Annotated in this window: 18 protein-coding genes; 4 read left to right on the top strand and 14 right to left on the bottom strand. The window is 68.4% G+C overall.

The features are described 5' to 3' along the window. Window position 1: 1 nt before the first annotated feature. From SMN802W_RS17140 to SMN802W_RS0113090, 14 genes are all read right to left on the bottom strand, one after another. Window positions 2-1,111: a cell wall hydrolase gene (locus SMN802W_RS17140; protein ID WP_156818896.1), complete on the bottom strand. Its 1,110-nt coding sequence runs from the start codon at window positions 1,109-1,111 to the stop codon at window positions 2-4. Between the two features lie 114 nt (window positions 1,112-1,225). Beyond that, entirely contained in the window at window positions 1,226-1,414 is a 189-nt protein-coding gene (locus SMN802W_RS0113150) for a hypothetical protein (RefSeq protein ID WP_026326108.1), read from the bottom strand. 2 nt (window positions 1,415-1,416) lie between these two features. Continuing rightward, window positions 1,417-2,565, bottom strand: a complete 1,149-nt coding sequence (tgt, locus tag SMN802W_RS0113145) for a tRNA guanosine(34) transglycosylase Tgt (protein ID WP_019517380.1) — start codon at window positions 2,563-2,565, stop codon at window positions 1,417-1,419. Further along, window positions 2,562-3,077, bottom strand: a complete 516-nt coding sequence (locus SMN802W_RS0113140; protein ID WP_019517379.1) for an EF-hand domain-containing protein — start codon at window positions 3,075-3,077, stop codon at window positions 2,562-2,564. The genes tgt and SMN802W_RS0113140 overlap by 4 nt, the downstream gene beginning before the upstream one ends. After that, complete coding sequence (gene queA / locus SMN802W_RS0113135) at window positions 3,074-4,111, bottom strand: tRNA preQ1(34) S-adenosylmethionine ribosyltransferase-isomerase QueA (RefSeq protein WP_019517378.1); 1,038 nt, start codon at window positions 4,109-4,111, stop codon at window positions 3,074-3,076. Before queA ends, SMN802W_RS0113140 begins: the two co-directional genes overlap by 4 nt. A 28-nt stretch (window positions 4,112-4,139) precedes the next feature. Then, window positions 4,140-4,841, bottom strand: coding sequence for a peptidylprolyl isomerase (locus tag SMN802W_RS0113130; protein WP_019517377.1), 702 nt, complete (start codon window positions 4,839-4,841; stop codon window positions 4,140-4,142). Window positions 4,842-4,961: 120 nt separating this feature from the next. Then, window positions 4,962-5,486: a pantetheine-phosphate adenylyltransferase gene (gene coaD / locus SMN802W_RS0113125; RefSeq protein WP_019517376.1), complete on the bottom strand. Its 525-nt coding sequence runs from the start codon at window positions 5,484-5,486 to the stop codon at window positions 4,962-4,964. A 2-nt stretch (window positions 5,487-5,488) separates the two neighbouring features. Further along, complete coding sequence (locus tag SMN802W_RS0113120) at window positions 5,489-6,403, bottom strand: polyprenyl synthetase family protein (protein WP_019517375.1); 915 nt, start codon at window positions 6,401-6,403, stop codon at window positions 5,489-5,491. Further along, a complete protein-coding gene (locus SMN802W_RS0113115; protein WP_019517374.1) occupies window positions 6,400-6,639 on the bottom strand; it encodes an exodeoxyribonuclease VII small subunit in 240 nt (79 codons plus the stop codon). The genes SMN802W_RS0113120 and SMN802W_RS0113115 overlap by 4 nt, the downstream gene beginning before the upstream one ends. Before the next feature lie 45 nt (window positions 6,640-6,684). After that, window positions 6,685-8,391 carry a long-chain-fatty-acid--CoA ligase gene (locus SMN802W_RS0113110; RefSeq protein ID WP_019517373.1) on the bottom strand — a complete coding sequence of 569 codons (1,707 nt, stop codon included), beginning with the start codon at window positions 8,389-8,391 and terminating at the stop codon, window positions 6,685-6,687. A 66-nt stretch (window positions 8,392-8,457) separates the two neighbouring features. Next, the gene (locus SMN802W_RS0113105) at window positions 8,458-8,667 is read right to left on the bottom strand and encodes a hypothetical protein (RefSeq protein ID WP_019517372.1); all 210 of its coding nucleotides are present in this window, start codon (window positions 8,665-8,667) and stop codon (window positions 8,458-8,460) included. Window positions 8,668-8,734: 67 nt separating this feature from the next. Beyond that, on the bottom strand, window positions 8,735-10,417 hold the full coding sequence (locus SMN802W_RS0113100) for a sensor domain-containing diguanylate cyclase (protein ID WP_019517371.1): 1,683 nt from the start codon (window positions 10,415-10,417) through the stop codon (window positions 8,735-8,737). Window positions 10,418-10,500: 83 nt separating this feature from the next. Next, entirely contained in the window at window positions 10,501-12,087 is a 1,587-nt protein-coding gene (locus SMN802W_RS0113095) for an amidase (protein WP_019517370.1), read from the bottom strand. 53 nt (window positions 12,088-12,140) lie between these two features. Further along, complete coding sequence (locus tag SMN802W_RS0113090; RefSeq protein ID WP_019517369.1) at window positions 12,141-12,818, bottom strand: TonB family protein; 678 nt, start codon at window positions 12,816-12,818, stop codon at window positions 12,141-12,143. Window positions 12,819-13,092: 274 nt separating this feature from the next. On the opposite strand from SMN802W_RS0113090, the gene SMN802W_RS0113085 reads away from it, so the two are divergent. The 4 genes from SMN802W_RS0113085 (at window position 13,093) to pnp (ending at window position 17,480) form a co-directional block, all read left to right on the top strand. After that, window positions 13,093-13,788: a site-2 protease family protein gene (locus SMN802W_RS0113085; protein WP_019517368.1), complete on the top strand. Its 696-nt coding sequence runs from the start codon at window positions 13,093-13,095 to the stop codon at window positions 13,786-13,788. A 1-nt stretch (window position 13,789) separates the two neighbouring features. Next, window positions 13,790-14,686 carry a tRNA pseudouridine(55) synthase TruB gene (gene truB, locus SMN802W_RS0113080; RefSeq protein WP_019517367.1) on the top strand — a complete coding sequence of 299 codons (897 nt, stop codon included), beginning with the start codon at window positions 13,790-13,792 and terminating at the stop codon, window positions 14,684-14,686. Between the two features lie 24 nt (window positions 14,687-14,710). After that, complete coding sequence (rpsO, locus tag SMN802W_RS0113075; RefSeq protein WP_019517366.1) at window positions 14,711-14,980, top strand: 30S ribosomal protein S15; 270 nt, start codon at window positions 14,711-14,713, stop codon at window positions 14,978-14,980. A gap of 157 nt (window positions 14,981-15,137) precedes the next feature. Further along, window positions 15,138-17,480 (top strand): polyribonucleotide nucleotidyltransferase, encoded by a 2,343-nt coding sequence (pnp, locus tag SMN802W_RS0113070; RefSeq protein WP_019517365.1) that lies wholly within the window; start codon window positions 15,138-15,140, stop codon window positions 17,478-17,480. Window positions 17,481-17,663: the final 183 nt, after the last annotated feature.

The raw sequence follows: 17,663 nt of genomic DNA, 5'->3' as shown, positions 1-17,663 counted from the left end.
GTTATCTGAGCGGCTTGCCCGAGTCCTTCCAGCGATCGAGCACCTGCGACTCGGGCAGGTTGGGCTTCGGTGCGGCAACAGATGGCGGCGGTGCAATGGCATCGCCGCTGTTCGCGTGACGTGGCTGCATGTCGGTCGCCGGCGTAATCTTGCGGTCAGCGGCGGGGGCGCGCGTCGGCGTGGCAGTCGGTATCGGAGCCGTCACTCCGCTCGTGGGTGCGGGTGCGACGATCGCCTGACTTGCGGCGACGATCGGCGTCGGGATCATCGGATCGACCATGTGGTGCGGACCTGGTACCGGCTCATGGCCCACGTAGCGCTGGACGAACGCGCCGGCGGTGCCCCAAAATCCTTTCCAGCGATGGAAGAAGTGCGCGCCGACCGCGTCGGTCATCACCAGCGTGCGGTTCCACGCCGGGGTGACCGCATAGGTGTGATAATGGGTCGCGAGCCCCACGGGCGCGAAGACGTAGCCGCCAAGTGCCGCCGCCGCGACGCGCGCCGCCCGTGCCCAGCCGGACGGCGACGGCACCCGCGCCATTGCGCCGTCGCAGGCGAAGCTGAACTGGCACGAACGCCGCTCCGACCCCTGATAGACCACGCCGCAGACCGTGGCGGGAAAGGCGGGGTGGCGCGCACGGTTGAGGATCACCTGCGCGACCGCACGCTGGCCGTCATCGGGCTCCGACGCTGCCTCGTAATAGATCGCCGCGGTCAGGCATTCGAGCGCGCGGCCGCGATCGACCGCAGTTGCTGCCACAGTGGAGAATGGTCGTGCGGCGACCACCGAGCCGTTGTTGGCGGATAATCGCGCAAAGGCGAGCGGCACGGGCGGCAGCGCGATCGTTCCGGTCGCGCCGGCAGCGGGAGAGGCGTAGACCGGGTCGGCGGCGGCTTGTGCGCGACCGGCCGACGATTGGGCGCGACCGGGGACCGGCACGCTGATGACGGCCCCTCCCCGCCGGGTCAGCCCCTCCCCCACGACACGCAGCATGCCCTGCACCGCCAGCGCGGAGGCGAGCAGGATGACGAGCGCCGCGACGATCGCCCACGACACGCGCACCTGACGCAACCGCACCAAAGCGGTACCCGGTCCCGTTCGCCTCGCCATGCCGATGATCGCGCCTGCTCCGTGCCATGACCTGCAGTCCCGCAGGGCAATGCACGCCTTAGCGCAGCAATCCTTGCCGAACCGCTAGCGGCGCGCGGCCAGGGTCGCGGATGGTCAGCGCTTCTTGCCGTTGGCGAACAGCAATGCAGCGGCGACCGCGGCCGAGCCGATGCCGACCCCGACGATGCTGCCAAGCTGCCAGCGGCGCGCCTTATCGCTCGCCTTCGCCTTATCGGCGCCGGCGTCCTTGTGCGCCTTTGCGGCCTTGGCGGCTTCGAGGATCTCGTTCGGCTCGTCGCTCATCGTCATTCTCCCTTGCCGCGGCCGTAGCGCGCGCGGAAATCGCCCGCAAAGTCCGAGAGCGTGCCCGCAGCGATCGCGGCGCGCAGATCGGCCATCAGCGCCTGATAGAAGAAGATGTTATGCTCGGTCATCAACATCGCGCCAAGCATTTCGCCCGCACGCACCAGATGGTGCAGATAGGCGCGGCTCCACGTGGCACAGACAGGGCACGCGCAAGTCGGGTCGAGCGGTCCCTGATCCTCGGCGAAGCGCGCGTTGCGAATGTTGAGCGGCCCGGTGCGCGTAAACGCCTGCCCGGTGCGGCCAGAGCGCGTGGGAAGCACGCAATCGAACATGTCGACCCCGCGCTCAACCGCGCCGACGATGTCGTCAGGCTTGCCCACCCCCATCAGGTAGCGCGGACGATCGGCGGGCAATTGCGCGGGCGCGTAGTCGAGGCAGGCGAACATCGCCTCCTGCCCCTCACCCACCGCCAAACCACCGATGGCGTAGCCGTCGAAGCCGATGTCGACCAGCGCGTCGGCGGAAGCGCGGCGGAGCCCCTCGTCAAGCGCGCCCTGCTGGATGCCGAAGATCGCGTTATGCTTGGCGTGCGCCTCGCCGCCGGCGCCGTCGCGCCCATCAAATGCGTCACGGCTGCGCTTCGCCCAGCGCATCGACCGCTCCATTGCCGCAGCCTGCACCTCGCGCGTCGAGGTCGTCGGCACCAGTTCGTCGAACGCCATCGTGATGTTGCTGCCGAGCAGACGCTGGATCTCGATCGAGCGCTCGGGCGTGATGAGGTGGCGCGATCCGTCGAGATGCGAGCGGAACGCGACGCCCTCCTCCGAGCGCTTGGTCAGCTCGGACAGGCTCATCACCTGATAGCCGCCCGAGTCGGTCAGGATCGGTCGATCCCACGCCATGAAGGCGTGCAACCCGCCCAGCCGCGCGACGCGCTCGGCGCCCGGGCGCAGCATCAGATGGTAGGTATTGCCGAGGATGATGTCGGCGCCCGCCGCGCGCACATCGGCGGGCTTCATCGCCTTGACCGTCGCAGCGGTGCCGACCGGCATGAACGCGGGCGTGCGGATGACGCCGCGCTCCATTGCGATCTCGCCGGTGCGGGCGCGTCCGTCGTTCGCGGCGATCGTGAAGGCGAAGCGGGTCACCGGCGCTTCTTTTCAGGCGGAGGCGCGGGTTTGGGCATCGGTCGTCCGGCAGTCGGCCCCTTGGCGTCGATCGGTCCCGTGCGATATGTGACCAGTTCGGCGCGGCTGATCCGGTGATCGCCGTTCTTGTCGTAGCGCGCGAACAGCCGCGAGAAATGGTCCTGCAACTCGTCGAGCGAGATCTGATCGTCCTGATTTCGATCGACCTCGAACGGGCTTGGCAGCGCGTTGCGGTCGCCGAGCCAGCGCTCGGCCCAGTCGGCGAAGGCGATGTAGCGCAGGTAGCCCGTCTTTGCGGTGTCGATCACCTCGAACGAATGCTGCACGCCCGCCTGAAGCTCTGCCCGGTCGACGAAGCCGTCGCCGTCGGTGTCGAAAGTCGCGATCATCATCGCCACCGGCTCGACCACCATCGTCGCGGGCGTCTGCGGCGTGCCGGGCAGCGGCGCGCGGACGACGACGTCGCCCGCCTCGGGCGCTTGTAACGCCAGCGCGAGCAGCGCCGCGATCATGCGGCGACCTCCGGCAACAACAACGATGCGTCGCCGTAGGAATAGAAGCGATAGCCGTACGCGATCGCGTGCGCGTAGGCCGCCTGCATCCGCTCCCGTCCCATCAGCGCTGACACGAGCATGAACAGGGTCGAGCGCGGCAGGTGGAAGTTGGTCATCAACCCGTCGATGCCGCGGAAGCGATAGCCGGGCGTGATGAAGATCGACGTGTCGCCTTCGAATGCGCGGATCGTGCCGTCCGCATCCGCCGCGCTCTCGATCAGGCGGAGCGAGGTGGTGCCGACCGCGATCACGCGCCCGCTGCGCGCGCGTACCTCGTTCAGCCGATCGGCGGTTGCGGCGTCGATCCGGCCCCATTCGGCGTGCATGCGGTGGTCGTCGGTGTCGCCCGCCTTGACCGGCAGGAACGTGCCCGCGCCGACATGAAGCGTCAGCGTCGCGTGCGCGATCCCCGCCGCCTCTGCCCGCGCGAGCAGATCGGGCGTGAAGTGCAGCGCCGCGGTCGGCGCGGCGACCGCGCCCGCCTGCCGCGCGAACATCGTCTGGTAATCCTCGGCGTCGCGCGCGTCGGTGGCGCGCTTGCCCGCAATATAGGGGGGGAGCGGCATCTGCCCGGCGCGCTCGAGCAGCAGCTCGACCGGCTCGTCGCCGTGGAAGTCGAGCGCGAGGCTGCCGTCCTCCTCGCGCGCGCCTGCGGTAGCGGACACGCCGTGGCCGAAGTCGATCACGTCGCCATCGCGCAGCCGCTTGGCGTTGCGCACGAACGCACGCCAGCGCCTCAACCCCTCGCGCTTGTGGAGCGTCGCGCCGATGCGCGCCTGCCCGCGCGTCCCCTCGAGCTGCGCCGGGATCACGCGCGTGTCGTTGAAGACGAGCAGGTCGCCCGCGCGCAGTTGCACCGGCAGGTCGGACACGATGCGGTCGTGCAGCCCGGCACCGTCGACCACCAGCATCCGTGCGGCGTCTCGCGGCGCAGCGGGGCGCAGCGCGATCCGCTCGGCCGGCAGATCGAAATCGAACAGGTCGACGTTCACGCGCTTACCCCGAATACCAGAGCAGGCGTCAGCGGCGCGGGCTGCGCTTCTTCACAGGCGCCGGCATCGGCTTCGCCGGCTTCGCTCCGGGCAGCGTCACGTCGCCGAGTGCGGCCGGGATCACCGCCTGCGCGGGCGCGGCCTGATAGGCGGGCGGATTGTCGCTGGCGATATAGGCGTGGAGGATGCGCGACGGGTTCGCCGGCGGCTCGCCGCGCTCAATCGTGTCGACGTAGTTCATGCCCGTCATCACGCGACCGAATACGGTGTACTTCTTGTCGAGCTGAAGGCGCGGCTGGAAGACGATATAGAACTGGCTGTTCGCGCTGTCTTCCTTCTCCGCCCGCGCTGCCGCCACCGCGCCGCGCACGTGCGGCAGGTAATTGAACTCCGCCGGCACGTCGGGCAGCTGCGATCCGCCGGTGCCATCACCCTTCGGGTCGCCGCCCTGCGCCATGAAGCCATCGATTACGCGGTGGAAGATCAACCCGTCGTAGAAATGCTGGCGCGTCAACGTCTTGATCCGCTCCACCATCTTGGGCGCGACATCGGGGCGCAGCAGGATCGCGACACGCCCGCCGGTCGACAGGTCGAGCAGCCAGACGTTGGCAAGGTCAGTCGTCGGCAATGGCTGTGCCGGGGCAGCAGCACCGGGTTGGGGCGCCTGCGCCAACGCAGGCAGCGCGACGAACGACAGGATCAGCGACAGGAAAGCGGCAAGAAAGCGCATCGGGCCTACACGGTGATGACAGGGACGGCGTTCACCTAAAGCAATTCGCGGCTTGCGCCAAACTGAATGGCGCGCGGGCTTGCCAAACCGAAGGGCGCGCAGGCTTGGCGCTGACGAGCGTCAGCTGCCGCGGCGGCCGACCACCTCGACGCGGGCGACCACTTCCTCGCGCACACATGGCGTCACGAACTTGCGGATGTCGCCGCCAAAGATCGCAATCTCCTTGACCAGCTTCGATGCGATCGGTTGCAGCGCGACGTCGGCCATCAGGAAGACCGTCTCGATCCGGTCATTGAGCTTCTGGTTCATGCCCGCCATCTGGTATTCATATTCGAAGTCGGCAACCGCGCGCAGGCCGCGGACGATGACGCTGGCGCGCTCACGCTCGGCGAAGTTCATCAGCAGCGCGTCGAACTGCACGACGCGGATATCGCCCGCGATCCCGGCCACCTCGCGCTCGACCATCGCCATGCGTTCAGAAAGCGAGAACATCGGCGACTTCGACGGGTTGGTGGTAACCCCGATCACCAGCCGGTCGACCAGCTTCGCCCCGCGGCGGATGATGTCCATGTGGCCGAGTGTTATCGGATCGAAGGTGCCGGGGTAGACGCCGATGCGCGGGGCGGCTGCGCTCGTATCAGTCATGCTCAACGATCCCGCTCGACGACGAAGCGTGCGATCTGGCGCAGCAGGTCGGCCTCCGCGCCGTAGCGCGCCAGATGGTCGATCGCCTGGTCGACCAACATCCGCGACTGTTCGCGCGCGCGTTCGATGCCGAGCAGCGAGACGAACGTCTCCTTGCCCGCGGCCTCGTCCTTGCGCAGTTTCTTGCCCGCGAGTTCCTCGTCACCCTCAACGTCCATCAAATCGTCGACGATCTGGAACGCGAGCCCCAGGTCGTGCGCGTAACCGCGCAGCGACGTGCGCTGTTCGGGCGCCACGCGGCCGAGGATCGCGCCCGCCTCAACCGCGGCGCAGATGAGCGCACCGGTCTTCAGCTGCTGCAAGCGTGTGACGGTGCCGAGGTCGAACGTTGTCCCTTCCGCGACCAAGTCCATCATCTGCCCGCCCGCCATGCCCGCGGGGCCGGACGCCCGCGCGAGATCGGCGATCAGTTCGGCGCGCACGCCTGCGTCGGGGTGGGTCGCAGGATCGGCCAGCAGCTCGAACGCAAGCGCGTGGAGGCAGTCGCCCGCCAGGATCGCGGTCGCCTCGTCATACGCCTTGTGCACGGTCGCCTTGCCGTGGCGCAGGTCGTCGTTGTCCATCGCTGGCAGATCGTCGTGGACGAGTGAATAGGCGTGGATCGCCTCCAGTGCGGTCGCCGCGCGGCCGGCGTGATCGTGATCGACGTCGAACAATCGCGCGGTCGCGAACACCAGCAGCGGGCGCAACCGCTTGCCGCCGCCGATCGCGGCGTGGCGCATCGCCTGGTACAGCCGCGCGCGTGCATCGTCGGGAACGGCGAGCAGTGCGTCGAAGCGGCGGTCGATCTCGGCCTGCACCTCGACCAGCGCGTCGGCGAGGCTGGGTGCGGCCGGCTGGACGGGCGCGGAGCTCATCCGGCGTTGAAGGCGTGCACGCCCGCGGGCTTGCCGTCGGCGCCGACCCGGATCGCCTCGATCCGCGCCTGTGCCGCGTCGAGCCGGTCGGCGCAGCGCTGCCGCAGCGCGCTGCCGCGCTCATACAGCCGGATCGCATCCTCCAGCGGGGTGTCGCCGGATTCAAGCTTGCCGACGATGCCTTCCAGCTCGCGCATCGCTTCCTCGAACGACAGGTTCTCGATCGCCTGATCCATGCGCGGGCTATGCGGCAGCGCAGGGATGATGGTCAAGGATCGCCGTCACGATGCGGTGCCGGCCTCGGCGGCGACCTGCGCCAGCAGGTCCTTGCGGCTGAGCTTGCCGATCATCGTCTTCGGCAGCGTGTCGCGCACCACCACGCGGTCGACGCGTTCGTGCTTGCCGAGTTGCGGGTTGAGCCAGGCGAGCAGCGCGTCCGGGTCGGTCGCGGTCGCCGGGTCAGACGCGTCGTTCAGCGTCACATAGGCGCGTGGCACCTCGCCGCGATAGGCGTCGGGAATGCCGACCACCAACGCCTCCTTGATCGCAGGATGGTGGTAGAGGATTTCCTCGATCTGGCTCGGAAACACCTTGAAGCCGCCGACCGAGATCATGTCCTTCAACCGGTCGACCACCGCGACGAAGCCGTCGCCGTCGATCACGCCGACATCGCCGGTACGCAACCACTGCTCCCCGTCCAGCGTGACGAACGCGTCGGCGGCGGCATCGGGGCGGTTCCAATAGCCCGCCATCACCTGCGGCCCGCGCGCGACGATCTCACCCGGCGCGCCGGCGGCAACCTCTTTCGTGGCGTCCTCCTTGTCGACGAGGCGCAGCCGGGTGCCGGGCACGGGCTGGCCGATCGTGCCCGGGCGCTGCTCGCCCTCATACGGGTTACACGTCAGCACGCCCGAACTCTCCGACAGCCCATAGCCTTCGACCAGCCGCGCACCGGTCGCCGCCTGCCATCTGTCACGCAACTCCGCGGGCAGCGGCGCACCGCCCGAGATGCACATGCGCAGCGACGAGAAGTCGGTGGCGGCTAACTTTGGATGGTCGAGCAGCGCCTGGTACATCGTCGGCACGCCGGGCAGCGCGGTCGCCTTCGTCCGCGTAATCGCAGCCAGCACCTGCCCCGCCTCGAACCGCGGCAGCAGCACCATCTCGCCGCCGTTCACGACGGTGCGGTTGAGCACGCAGGTGTTGGCAAAGACGTGGAACAGCGGCAGCGCGCCGACGATGCGGTCGACCTCGTCGCGGCGCGGGTCGAGCGAAACGACCTGGCGCGCGTTGGCGGACAGGTTCGCGTGGGTCAGCATCGCGCCCTTGGGCGCGCCGGTCGTGCCACCGGTGTACTGGATCAGCGCGACACCGCGCTCGGCATCGATCGCGGGTCGGTCGAAACTGCCGTCATTGTCGATCAGCGCGGAGAAGGCGGTGACGCGCGCGTCATCGGGACGCTTCGTGACCTCCTTGCCGCGGAACAGGCGGTAGACGAGCGACTTGGCCGGCGGCAGCGCACCCGCGACCGATCCGACCACCAGCCGCTCCAGCCCGCTGCGGTCGAGCACCTTGAGCGCGGTCGGCAATAGCGCGCTGGCCGAGATCGTGAACAGCACGCGCGTGCCCGAATCCTCGACCTGATGCACCAGCTCATCGACCGTGTAGAGCGGCGAGAAGTTCACCACTGTCGCGCCAAGCAGCAGCGCCCCGTAATAGGCCGCGACGTAATGCGGCACGTTGGGCAGGAACAACCCGACGCGGTCGCCCTTGCCATAACCGAGCGCGGCGAGCCCGGCGGCGACGCGGTGTGCGCTGTCGGCGACCTCGGCATAGCTGTAGTGACGACCGAGGAAATCGATCATCGGGCGCACGGCGTGTTGCTCGACCGCGGCATCGAACAGCGCCGGCATCGACATCGGCGGCAGCTCGGTCGTCCAAGGCGTCGGGTGGCGGTAGCTGGTCTGCCAGATGGGAGCGTCGATCATTGACATGCGTGTAAGCAGGAGCCGCGCGTGCTTCAATCGGTCACGCGTGACGTTGCATGTCCGTCCTCACCCGGTGATGCGCGGCGCGCTCCAGGTGTAGAGCACGGAGACGCCGACCAGCCCGAGGTCGATCGCCGCCTGGATACGATGCGGCGCGGTGTCGCGCGCCTCATGCGTCATGATCTTCAGGTCGGCGGACGGGTGCCTGAGCGCCACCAGGGCCAGCACGGCGCCGGTGGCGGCGATGGCAATGTGACGGCGACGATGTTGCGGCATCAGGCTCCCCTCTGCACGTGCCCATACAGGATCGGAGGGCGGGCGGGAAGAAGATCCTGCGACGGGATCAGGCTGCGATCGACAGGGCCGCGCCACGCGCACGGTCGCGCCCGGCCGTTTTCGCGGCGTAGAGCGCCTGATCCGCCATCCGGTACATCGTCGCCCAGTCGCCCTCATGGTCGAGCACGCCGGCGTGGCTGCCGACCGAAACGGTGATGGTGAGGTCGTACGGCATCCGCGTCGCGCGCACCGCGTCGAGGATGCGGTCAGGCAGACCACGCGTATCCGCCGGCGCGAGCACCGCGAATTCCTCGCCACCGATGCGAGATACCAGCGATCCCGCCGGCGCGGTCGTGCGCAGCGCAGCGGCGACACGGCGCAACACCTCGTCGCCGAGATCGTGGCCGAGCGTGTCGTTGACCCGCTTGAAGTGATCGACGTCGGCGAGAACGAGCAATTGCGGCGTGCGTGCGCCTGCCACCAATGCTTCGCGCAGGAAGGAGCGGCGATTGAGGAGGTCGGTCAGCGGATCGGTATCCGCCAGCATGCGTGCGACCAGCTCCTGCGCGCGCGCCGCGTCGCGCTCGATCGACAGCAGGCGGATGCGGTAGGAAATCGCGACACTCGACACCAAGGCCTCGAGCGTCATCGCGGCGAGTGTCGAATTGTCGAGCCACGTGCTCGAGGCGATCAGGTGCAGGCTGCTCATCGTGCGGATCGCGGCAAGCAGGAAGGGTGCGGCCCAGGCCACGCCGAACACCCACAGGTAATTGCTCCCCTCACGCCACGCGCGCACGAGGATCACGCCCGCCAGCAGCGTCAACGCCACAAAGCCGAGCGAGTAGAAAAGGTCGAGGACGCGCGCCTGCCACGGCGCCAGCAGCGCGAAGGCGGCGGCAGTCGCGACAAGGTACAGGCCGACAGCACGCGCGGCGAGCAGCGTCCGCGAGCCGAACACACGCGACTCAAAGAAGTGGCGCGCGAAATATAACGCCATCGCCGCGGCAAGCGCGAGTGCGACGTAATTGACCCGCAGCCGCGCGAGATTGCCGAGTTCGGGCCACAGCCAGGCCATCGCGCCCGACGATGAAAAGGCATAGACTGCAAGCGCGCTCACCATGCCGCAATAAGCAAGCTGGAACCGATGCCGGAGCGCCGACCAGAGCGACAGATTGTAGACCAGCAGCGCGAGGCACAGCCCGCCGAACCCGCCGTAAAGTGTGGCAAAGACGAGGTTTCGCTTCACGCTCTCGGCCGGCGTCGCGATCCGCGCATTGGCGACGATGCCGCGGATGTTGGCGGCGCCGCGTACGTGCCAGAGCAGCTGCGTCACCGGAACCCCACGAACAGGGATCGGCTGCTCGAACACCGCGCCAAGCGCGATCGAGCGTGCCGCACCGACGTCGTCGATCGTGCGGCGTATCACCACCCCGTCGGCGTAGCCGAAGTACAAGGTCGCGGCGCGCTGCCACACGCTCCATGACCGCAGCACGCGCGGTGCGGCTCCAGCGCCGGTCGGCACCGAACGTGCGCGCACCCAGTAATCGCCCGCGCCAAAGGCAATTTGCGGCGTCGTGCAATCGAAGCGCATGGGCGGGCGCAGCATCGCCGCGGCTCTGTCGCTGGCATGCACCGGCGCGACGCAGGTGGCGACGATCTCACCCGCTGTGGCGCTTTGCGCCGCCGCCGGCCACGCGAGCAACAAGGCAAGCACGGCGGCAATCGACCGGCACAGGAAACGAAGCGGCATGGAACATCATTAAAGCGGCCGAAGCGAAGATATCGTAAATCGCTGAGCGGCCGGTCGACGCTCACGTATATCCGGTCGCGCGATCAACGCTGTCCGTCGAGTCCGGCCCCTGCATCCGCGTGCGGCAGATAGCGCGGCGCAACGCGCGCGTGCGACGCCTGTTCATAGGCGTAGCCGGCCCCGAGCACGCGCCCGTCGTCGCCGCGCATGCCGATGAACGACAGCCCGACCGGCAGGCCCCGCACCAGCCCCATCGGCACGGTCAGGTGCGGATAGCCCGCGATCGCGGGAAGGCTGGCGGCGGACGGGCCGTTGTACTGATCGCCGTAGACCGGATCGCTCAGCCACGCCGCACCATAGCTCGGCTCGACTAGCACCTGCGCGTTCGCCTGCGCCAGCATGGCGTCGATGCCCTGCACGCCGGCTAGCCGCAGCGATTTGGCGCGCGCTGCCTTGTAGGCAGGATCGGACAGCCCCTTGGTCGCGGCCGCCTTCTCAAACGTTTCCTGTGCGAAGAACGGCATTTCCGCGTTCGCGTCCGCCCGGTTGAAGGCGATGACCTGATCGAGCGTGCGCGTCGTGACCGCGGCGGGCGTGGAGCCAAGATAGCTGTTCAGGTCCGCCTTCAACTCGGTCAGCAGCACTTGGATCTCCGCCTCGCCCAGCCCGTCGAGCTTGGGCGGCGTGATCTCCACCAGCGTCGCGCCCTGCGCGCGCAGCACGGCGAGCGCGGCATCGAAGCGCTGGGCGAGATCGGCGGGCAAATCGCGCGGGCGGATCACGCCGACGCACATCCCCGACAAGGCCGCCGTCGACAGCCCGGCGGTATAGTCGCGGACCTGCGTCCCCGCGGTCGCGGGATCGGCCGGGTCGGGTGCCGACATCGCGGACAGGAGCAAAGCGGCATCGCGGACGCTGCGCGCCATCGGCCCGGCGGTGTCCTGGCTATGGCTGATCGGGACGACGTGGGTGCGGCTGACGAGGCCGAGCGTCGGCTTGAACCCCACCACCCCGTTCAGCGACGAGGGACAGGTGATCGACCCGTCGGTCTCGGTCCCCACCGCCGCCGCCGCAAAACTCGCCGCGACCGCCACGCCCGATCCCGACGACGAGCCGCAGGCGGTGCGGTCGAGCGCATAGGGGTTGCGCACCAGCCCGCCGACCGCGCTCCACCCGCTCATCGACCGGTCGGAGCGGATGTTAGCCCATTCGGACAGGTTGGTCTTGCCCAGGATCACCGCGCCCGCCGCGCGCAGCCGCGCAACGAGCGGCGCGTCGCGGCCGGTCACGTTGGCGGCGAGCGCGAGGCTGCCCGCGGTGGTCGCGACCCGGTCGGCGGTCTCGACATTGTCCTTGACCAGAACCGGCACGCCGTGGAGCGGTCCGCGCACGCGCCCGGCCTTGCGCTCGGCATCGAGCACGCGCGCCTGCGCCAGCGCATCGGGGTTGAGCGCGACCACGCTGCGCAACGTCGGTCCCTTGCGGTCCATCGTCGCGATGCGAGCGAGATAGGCGCGGGTCACCTCGGCGCTGGTCGCGCGTCCCGCGGTCATCGCCGCCTGTATCTGCTCGATCGATTGTTCCGCGACCGCGACGGTGCGCGCGGCGGCGGGGAGTGGTGCTGCCAGCATCGTGGCGGCGAGCAGGAGGCGAAGCGAGCGGACGGTCATGCGCCGATGATGCGGTGCCGCCCGGAGGCACGCAAGCGGCTTAGCAGCCGACCTTACCGGCCGGTATAGGTGAACACGACCGGCACGATGATCGGCATGTCCTCGACCCTGCCCTCACGCGTGACGGGGACGATGCGGAAAATCGGCGACATCTTCACCGCCGCCTGTCCGAAGCCCGATCCGCTCGGGATCTCGGCAAGCGCACGGCAGCTCTTCGGTGGTCCGACCCTGGGCACGACGCATTCGAGGATCGCCTTGCCCGACAGCCGCGCGGCGCGGGCGCGCTCGGGCCAATAGGGCTTCATTTCCAGGTTGGTCGGCACCTGCTGCCAGCGTGCGCGGACCGGCTTGCCGCGTCCGCGACCAGCGCCGTTGCCGTCACCCTGCCCGCTGCCGGCACCCGCGCCGTCGCTGCTGCCGATGCCTGCTCCCATCGCGGCGCTGCCCAGACCCGCGATCGAGTCGGTGGCGGGATTGAGCGACGCGGCAAAGCCGTCTGCGGTGATCGGCGCGGCGCGCATCGGCGATTGGTCGAGCCGTGCCGGCGGTAGCGGCACCTCGGGCTGCGGCGCGGGCGGGCGCTTGACCTGCGTGTCGCGTGGCGAGGCACGCCCGGCAGAAGCGCCTCCGGGATCGTCGTTGCGCGACCTCGCAGGATCGGGTTGAACCGCCGGTTCGGTCGGCGCGGTCAGCAACGGCGGCTCGAGCGGCGGCGGAACATCGAAGGTCATCAGCGCCGGTGTCGGCAGGCTGCGTGGCAAAGGCGACACCGGCGACCAGAGCAGCAGCGCGACGACCGCCAGATGCAGTGCGATCGACGCGACGGCCCAGCGCGTCCGACGCGGATCATGTCCGAGCGCTGACTGTCGGTAGAGCGTGACGAACTCCGAGAGGTTGGTCGACGAGTTTGACGCTCATCCGCGCGCGGTCAAGCCGCCCGCGACATGTTATTGCTTACAGCGGACGCGCTGGCCTTGTCTCGGCTCCGGCCCTATCTCGGCGGCCATGAACCCCAATGGTGTTATCTGGTCGGCGGCGGTGTGGATCATCCCGCTGGTGATCGCGATCGTGTTTCACGAGGTGAGCCACGGGCTTGCCGCGCGCGCGCTGGGCGATCCGACCGCGGCGCAGCTCAGGCGACTGTCGTTCAATCCGCTGCGCCACGTCGATCCGATCGGCACCGTGGTGCTGCCGCTGATGCTCGCGATCGCGAAGGCACCGGTGTTCGGCTGGGCAAAGCCCGTGCCGGTCGATGCGCGGCGGATCACGCGGACTTCCCCGCGCACCGGCATGATGCTCGTCGCGCTCGCGGGCCCGGGCATGAACTTGGCGCTGGCGTTCGTGGGGGCGCTGCTGCTCGGCATCTTCGCGCATTGGGTGGGTGAGCCGGCGGACGGCAGCGCAGCGGCGTTCCTGGGCGACAACCTCGTCAACTTCCTGCTGATCAACGTCTTCCTTGCGCTGTTCAACCTGATCCCGCTGCCGCCGTTCGACGGCGGGCACGTCGTCGCCGGGCTGCTGCCCGAGCGCGCGGCGCTGCAATGGGACAAATTGGCGCGGTTCGGCTTTCCGCTGCTCATCCTCCTGCTGCTGGTGCTGCCCGCGCTGGTGCCGGGCGCCAACATCGTCCAGCGGCTGGTCGGCCCGCCGGCGCAGGCGCTGACGCAGGTGTATCTCGGCATCGCAGCGGCGATCGCCTGACATGCACGGCTGGCTGGTTATCGACAAACCCGTGGGAGTTGGTTCGACGCAGGTCGTGTCCGCGGTGAAGCGCGCATTGCGCACCGCTGGCGCCGCAAAGGTCAAGGTCGGGCACGGCGGCACGCTTGATCCGCTGGCGAGCGGCGTGTTGCCGATTGCGCTTGGCGAGGCAACCAAGCTTGCCGGGCGGATGCTCGACAGCGACAAGGTCTACGCCTTCACGCTCAGCTTCGGCACGGAGACAACGACGCTCGACGCCGAGGGCGAGGTGATCGCACGCAGCGACGTACGGCCGAGCGTGGCCGAGCTCAACGCGGTGCTGCCGCGCTTCACCGGCTCAATCGCGCAGGTGCCGCCGGCCTATTCCGCGCTCAAGGTCGACGGGCAGCGCGCCTATGACCTAGCGCGCGCGGGCGAAGAGGTGGTGCTCGCCTCCCGCAATGTGACGATCCACAACCTGACGCGCGACGGTGATGCGGCGGGGGACACCCTGCTCGATCAGGTCACGCTGGTCGCGCATGTGTCGAAGGGCACCTACATCCGCAGCCTGGCGCGCGACATCGCGCTGGCGCTCGGCACGGTCGGCCACGTCACCTGGCTGCACCGCGTCAAGGCGGGACCGTTCGCACTTGCCCAGGCGATAACGCTGGACAAATTGGACGCGGCCGCTAAGGCGTCTGCGCTTGAACCGTTACTCCTGCCATTGAGGGCGGGGCTGGACGACATCCCGGCCTTTCCCCTCACCCCCGACCAGGCAGGCGCGCTCCGACAGGGGCGGGTGCTGGACGGGATCGCCGCCGACGATGGTCTCGTCTTTGCGTGCACAGGCGATACGCCCGTCGCGCTGGCCGAGGTCGAAGCCAACCAGCTTCGCGTCGTTCGCGGCTTCAACCTCTGAACCGATGTCGAAGGTAAAGATACAATGTCGATCACCGCAGAACGCCGCCAGGAACTCGTCAAGGAACACGCCCGCGCAGAGGGTGATACCGGTTCCACCGAGGTCCAGGTCGCGATCCTGACCGAGCGCATCCGCAACCTGACCGAGCATTTCAAGGGCCACGCGAAGGACAACCACTCGCGTCGCGGTCTGCTCATGATGGTCAACAAGCGCCGCTCGCTGCTCGACTATCTCCGCAAGCGTGATGGTCAGCGGTATCTCGATCTCATCGCGAAGCTCGGCCTTCGCAAGTAACCGGCAAGGGCGGCTCTCGGGCCGCCCTTCGCTTATCGGCGCCATCGCAATTCGGCGACGGCGCGAAGGGGCGACCACAAGCCCCGCACCGCGCAGGCCGGACAGCCTGCACCAAGAGGCCCCGGGTGCATCGGGCATCCGGTCCAAAGGAAATCATATGTTCGATACCAAGAAGGTCAGCATCGAATGGGGTGGCAAGACCCTGACGCTGGAAACCGGCAAGGTCGCGCGCCAGGCCGACGGCGCCGTGATCGCGACGCTGGGCGAGACGGTCGTGCTGTGCGCGGTCACCGCCGCCAAGACGGTCAAGGAAGGGCAGGACTTCTTCCCGCTCACCGTCCACTATCAGGAAAAGTTTTCGGCCTCGGGCCGCATCCCCGGCGGCTTCTTCAAGCGCGAGCGCGGTGCGACCGAGCGTGAGACGCTGGTCAGCCGCCTGATCGATCGTCCGATCCGCCCGCTGTTCCCCGAAGGCTTCTACAACGAGATCAACTGCATCGCGCAGGTGCTGTCGTACGACGGCGAGAACGAGCCGGACATCCTCGCCATGGTCGCCGCTTCTGCCGCGCTGACGATCTCGGGCGTGCCCTTCATGGGCCCGATCGGCGCCGCGCGCGTCGGCTACAAGGACGGTGAGTATCAGCTCAACCCGACCGACTCCGAGGTGCTGGAAGGCGAGCTCGACCTCGTCGTCGCCGCCACGCACGACGCGGTGATGATGGTCGAATCGGAAGCCAAGGAGCTGTCCGAGGACGTGATGCTCGGCGCGGTCATGTTCGCGCACAAGGCGAGCCAGGACATCATCAACGCGATCATCGATCTGGCCGAGCAGTCGGCGAAGGATCCGTGGGAGTTGGCGCCGGTCGAGGACAAGTCGGCGAAGATGGCCAAGCTGAAGAAGGCCATCGGCAAGGACATGGAGGCGGCCTACAAGCTGACCGACAAGCAGGCGCGCCAGACCGCGGTCAATGCGGCCCGCACCAAGGCGCGCGAGGCGTTCGCGTCGCTGAAGGACAGCGATCCGGCCGAGTATCTCGGCACCTTGAAGCTGGTGAAGAAGCTCGAGGCCGACATCGTGCGCGGTGCGATCCTCAAGACCGGCCGCCGCATCGACGGCCGCGACACCAAGACGGTGCGTCCGATCGAGGCGGAGGTCCACTTCCTGCCGCGCGCGCACGGTTCGGCGCTGTTCACCCGCGGCGAGACGCAGACGATCGCGACCACGACGCTCGGCACGCGCGACGCGGAGCAGATGATCGACGGGCTGAACGGCCTGTCGTACCAGAACTTCATGCTCCACTATAACTTCCCGCCCTACTCGGTCGGTGAAGTCGGCCGCTTCGGTGCGCCCGGTCGTCGCGAAGTCGGCCACGGCAAGCTCGCCTGGCGCGCGCTGCACCCGGTGCTGCCGACCAAGGAGGAGTTTCCGTACACGATCCGCGTCACCTCGGATATTACCGAGTCGAACGGCTCGTCGTCGATGGCGACCGTCTGCGGCGGGTCGCTGTCGATGATGGACGCGGGTGTGCCATTGAAGCGCCCGGTGTCGGGCATTGCGATGGGCCTGATCCTCGAAGGCAAGGACTATGCCGTCCTGTCCGACATCCTGGGTGACGAGGATCACCTGGGCGACATGGACTTCAAGGTCGCGGGCACCAGCGAGGGCATCACGTCCTTGCAGATGGACATCAAGATCGCCGGCATCACCGAGGAGATCATGCGCGTCGCCCTCCGCCAAGCGCATGAAGGCCGCGCGCACATCCTGGGCGAGATGGCGAAGGCGCTCGACTCGACGCGCACCGAGCTGTCGGCGCATGCGCCGCGCATCGAGACGTTCACGATCGACAAGTCGAAGATCCGCGAAGTGATCGGCACCGGCGGCAAGGTGATCCGCGAGATCGTTGCCACCACCGGCGCCAAGGTCGACATCGACGACGAGGGCGTCATCAAGGTGTCGTCGTCCGACAGCGCGCAGATCGAGGCCGCGATCAAGTGGATCAAGGGCCTGGTCGAAGAGGCCGAGGTCGGCAAGATCTACGACGGCAAGGTCGTCAACATCGTCGACTTCGGTGCATTCGTGAACTTCATGGGTGGCAAGGACGGTCTCGTCCACGTCAGCGAGATGAAGAACGAGCGTGTCGAGAAGCCGACCGACGTCGTGTCGGAAGGCCAGGCCGTGAAGGTCAAGGTCCTCGAGATCGATCCGCGCGGCAAGGTCCGCCTGTCGATGCGCGTTGTCGATCAGGAGACGGGTGAGGAGCTGGAGGACACGCGTCCGAAGCGCGAGCCGCGTGAGGGTGGCGAGCGCGGTGATCGTGGTCCGCGCCGTGACGGCCGCGGCGGTGGTGATCGTGGTGGTCCGCGTCGTGAAGGTCGTGGCGATCGTGGTGGTGACCGCGGCGGCGACCGCGGCCCGCGCCGCGAGCGCAGCGAAGGCGGCAAGGACAACGGGCCCGATCCTGAGTTCGCCCCCGCCTTCCTGACCGGCGACCGCGACTAAGCGTCAGCCGTCAGCGATAACATGGAAAAGGCCCCCGGCAGCGATGCCGGGGGCCTTTCTCGTTGATGCTATCGCTGGTCTTGTCAGCGCTGGTCATCCCCAGCTTGACCCGTGATCGCGCCTCCTACCATCTGACGAGATAGCGGGCTCAACGCCGTGGCAACGACGGCGCGGAACGAGCAG

Origin of the sequence: Sphingomonas sp. Mn802worker, assembly GCF_000382485.1 — a bacterium.
GTDB lineage: Bacteria > Pseudomonadota > Alphaproteobacteria > Sphingomonadales > Sphingomonadaceae > Sphingomonas.
Note: the sequence above shows the minus strand (reverse complement) of the source record. Positions and strands in the feature narration are given on the sequence as shown.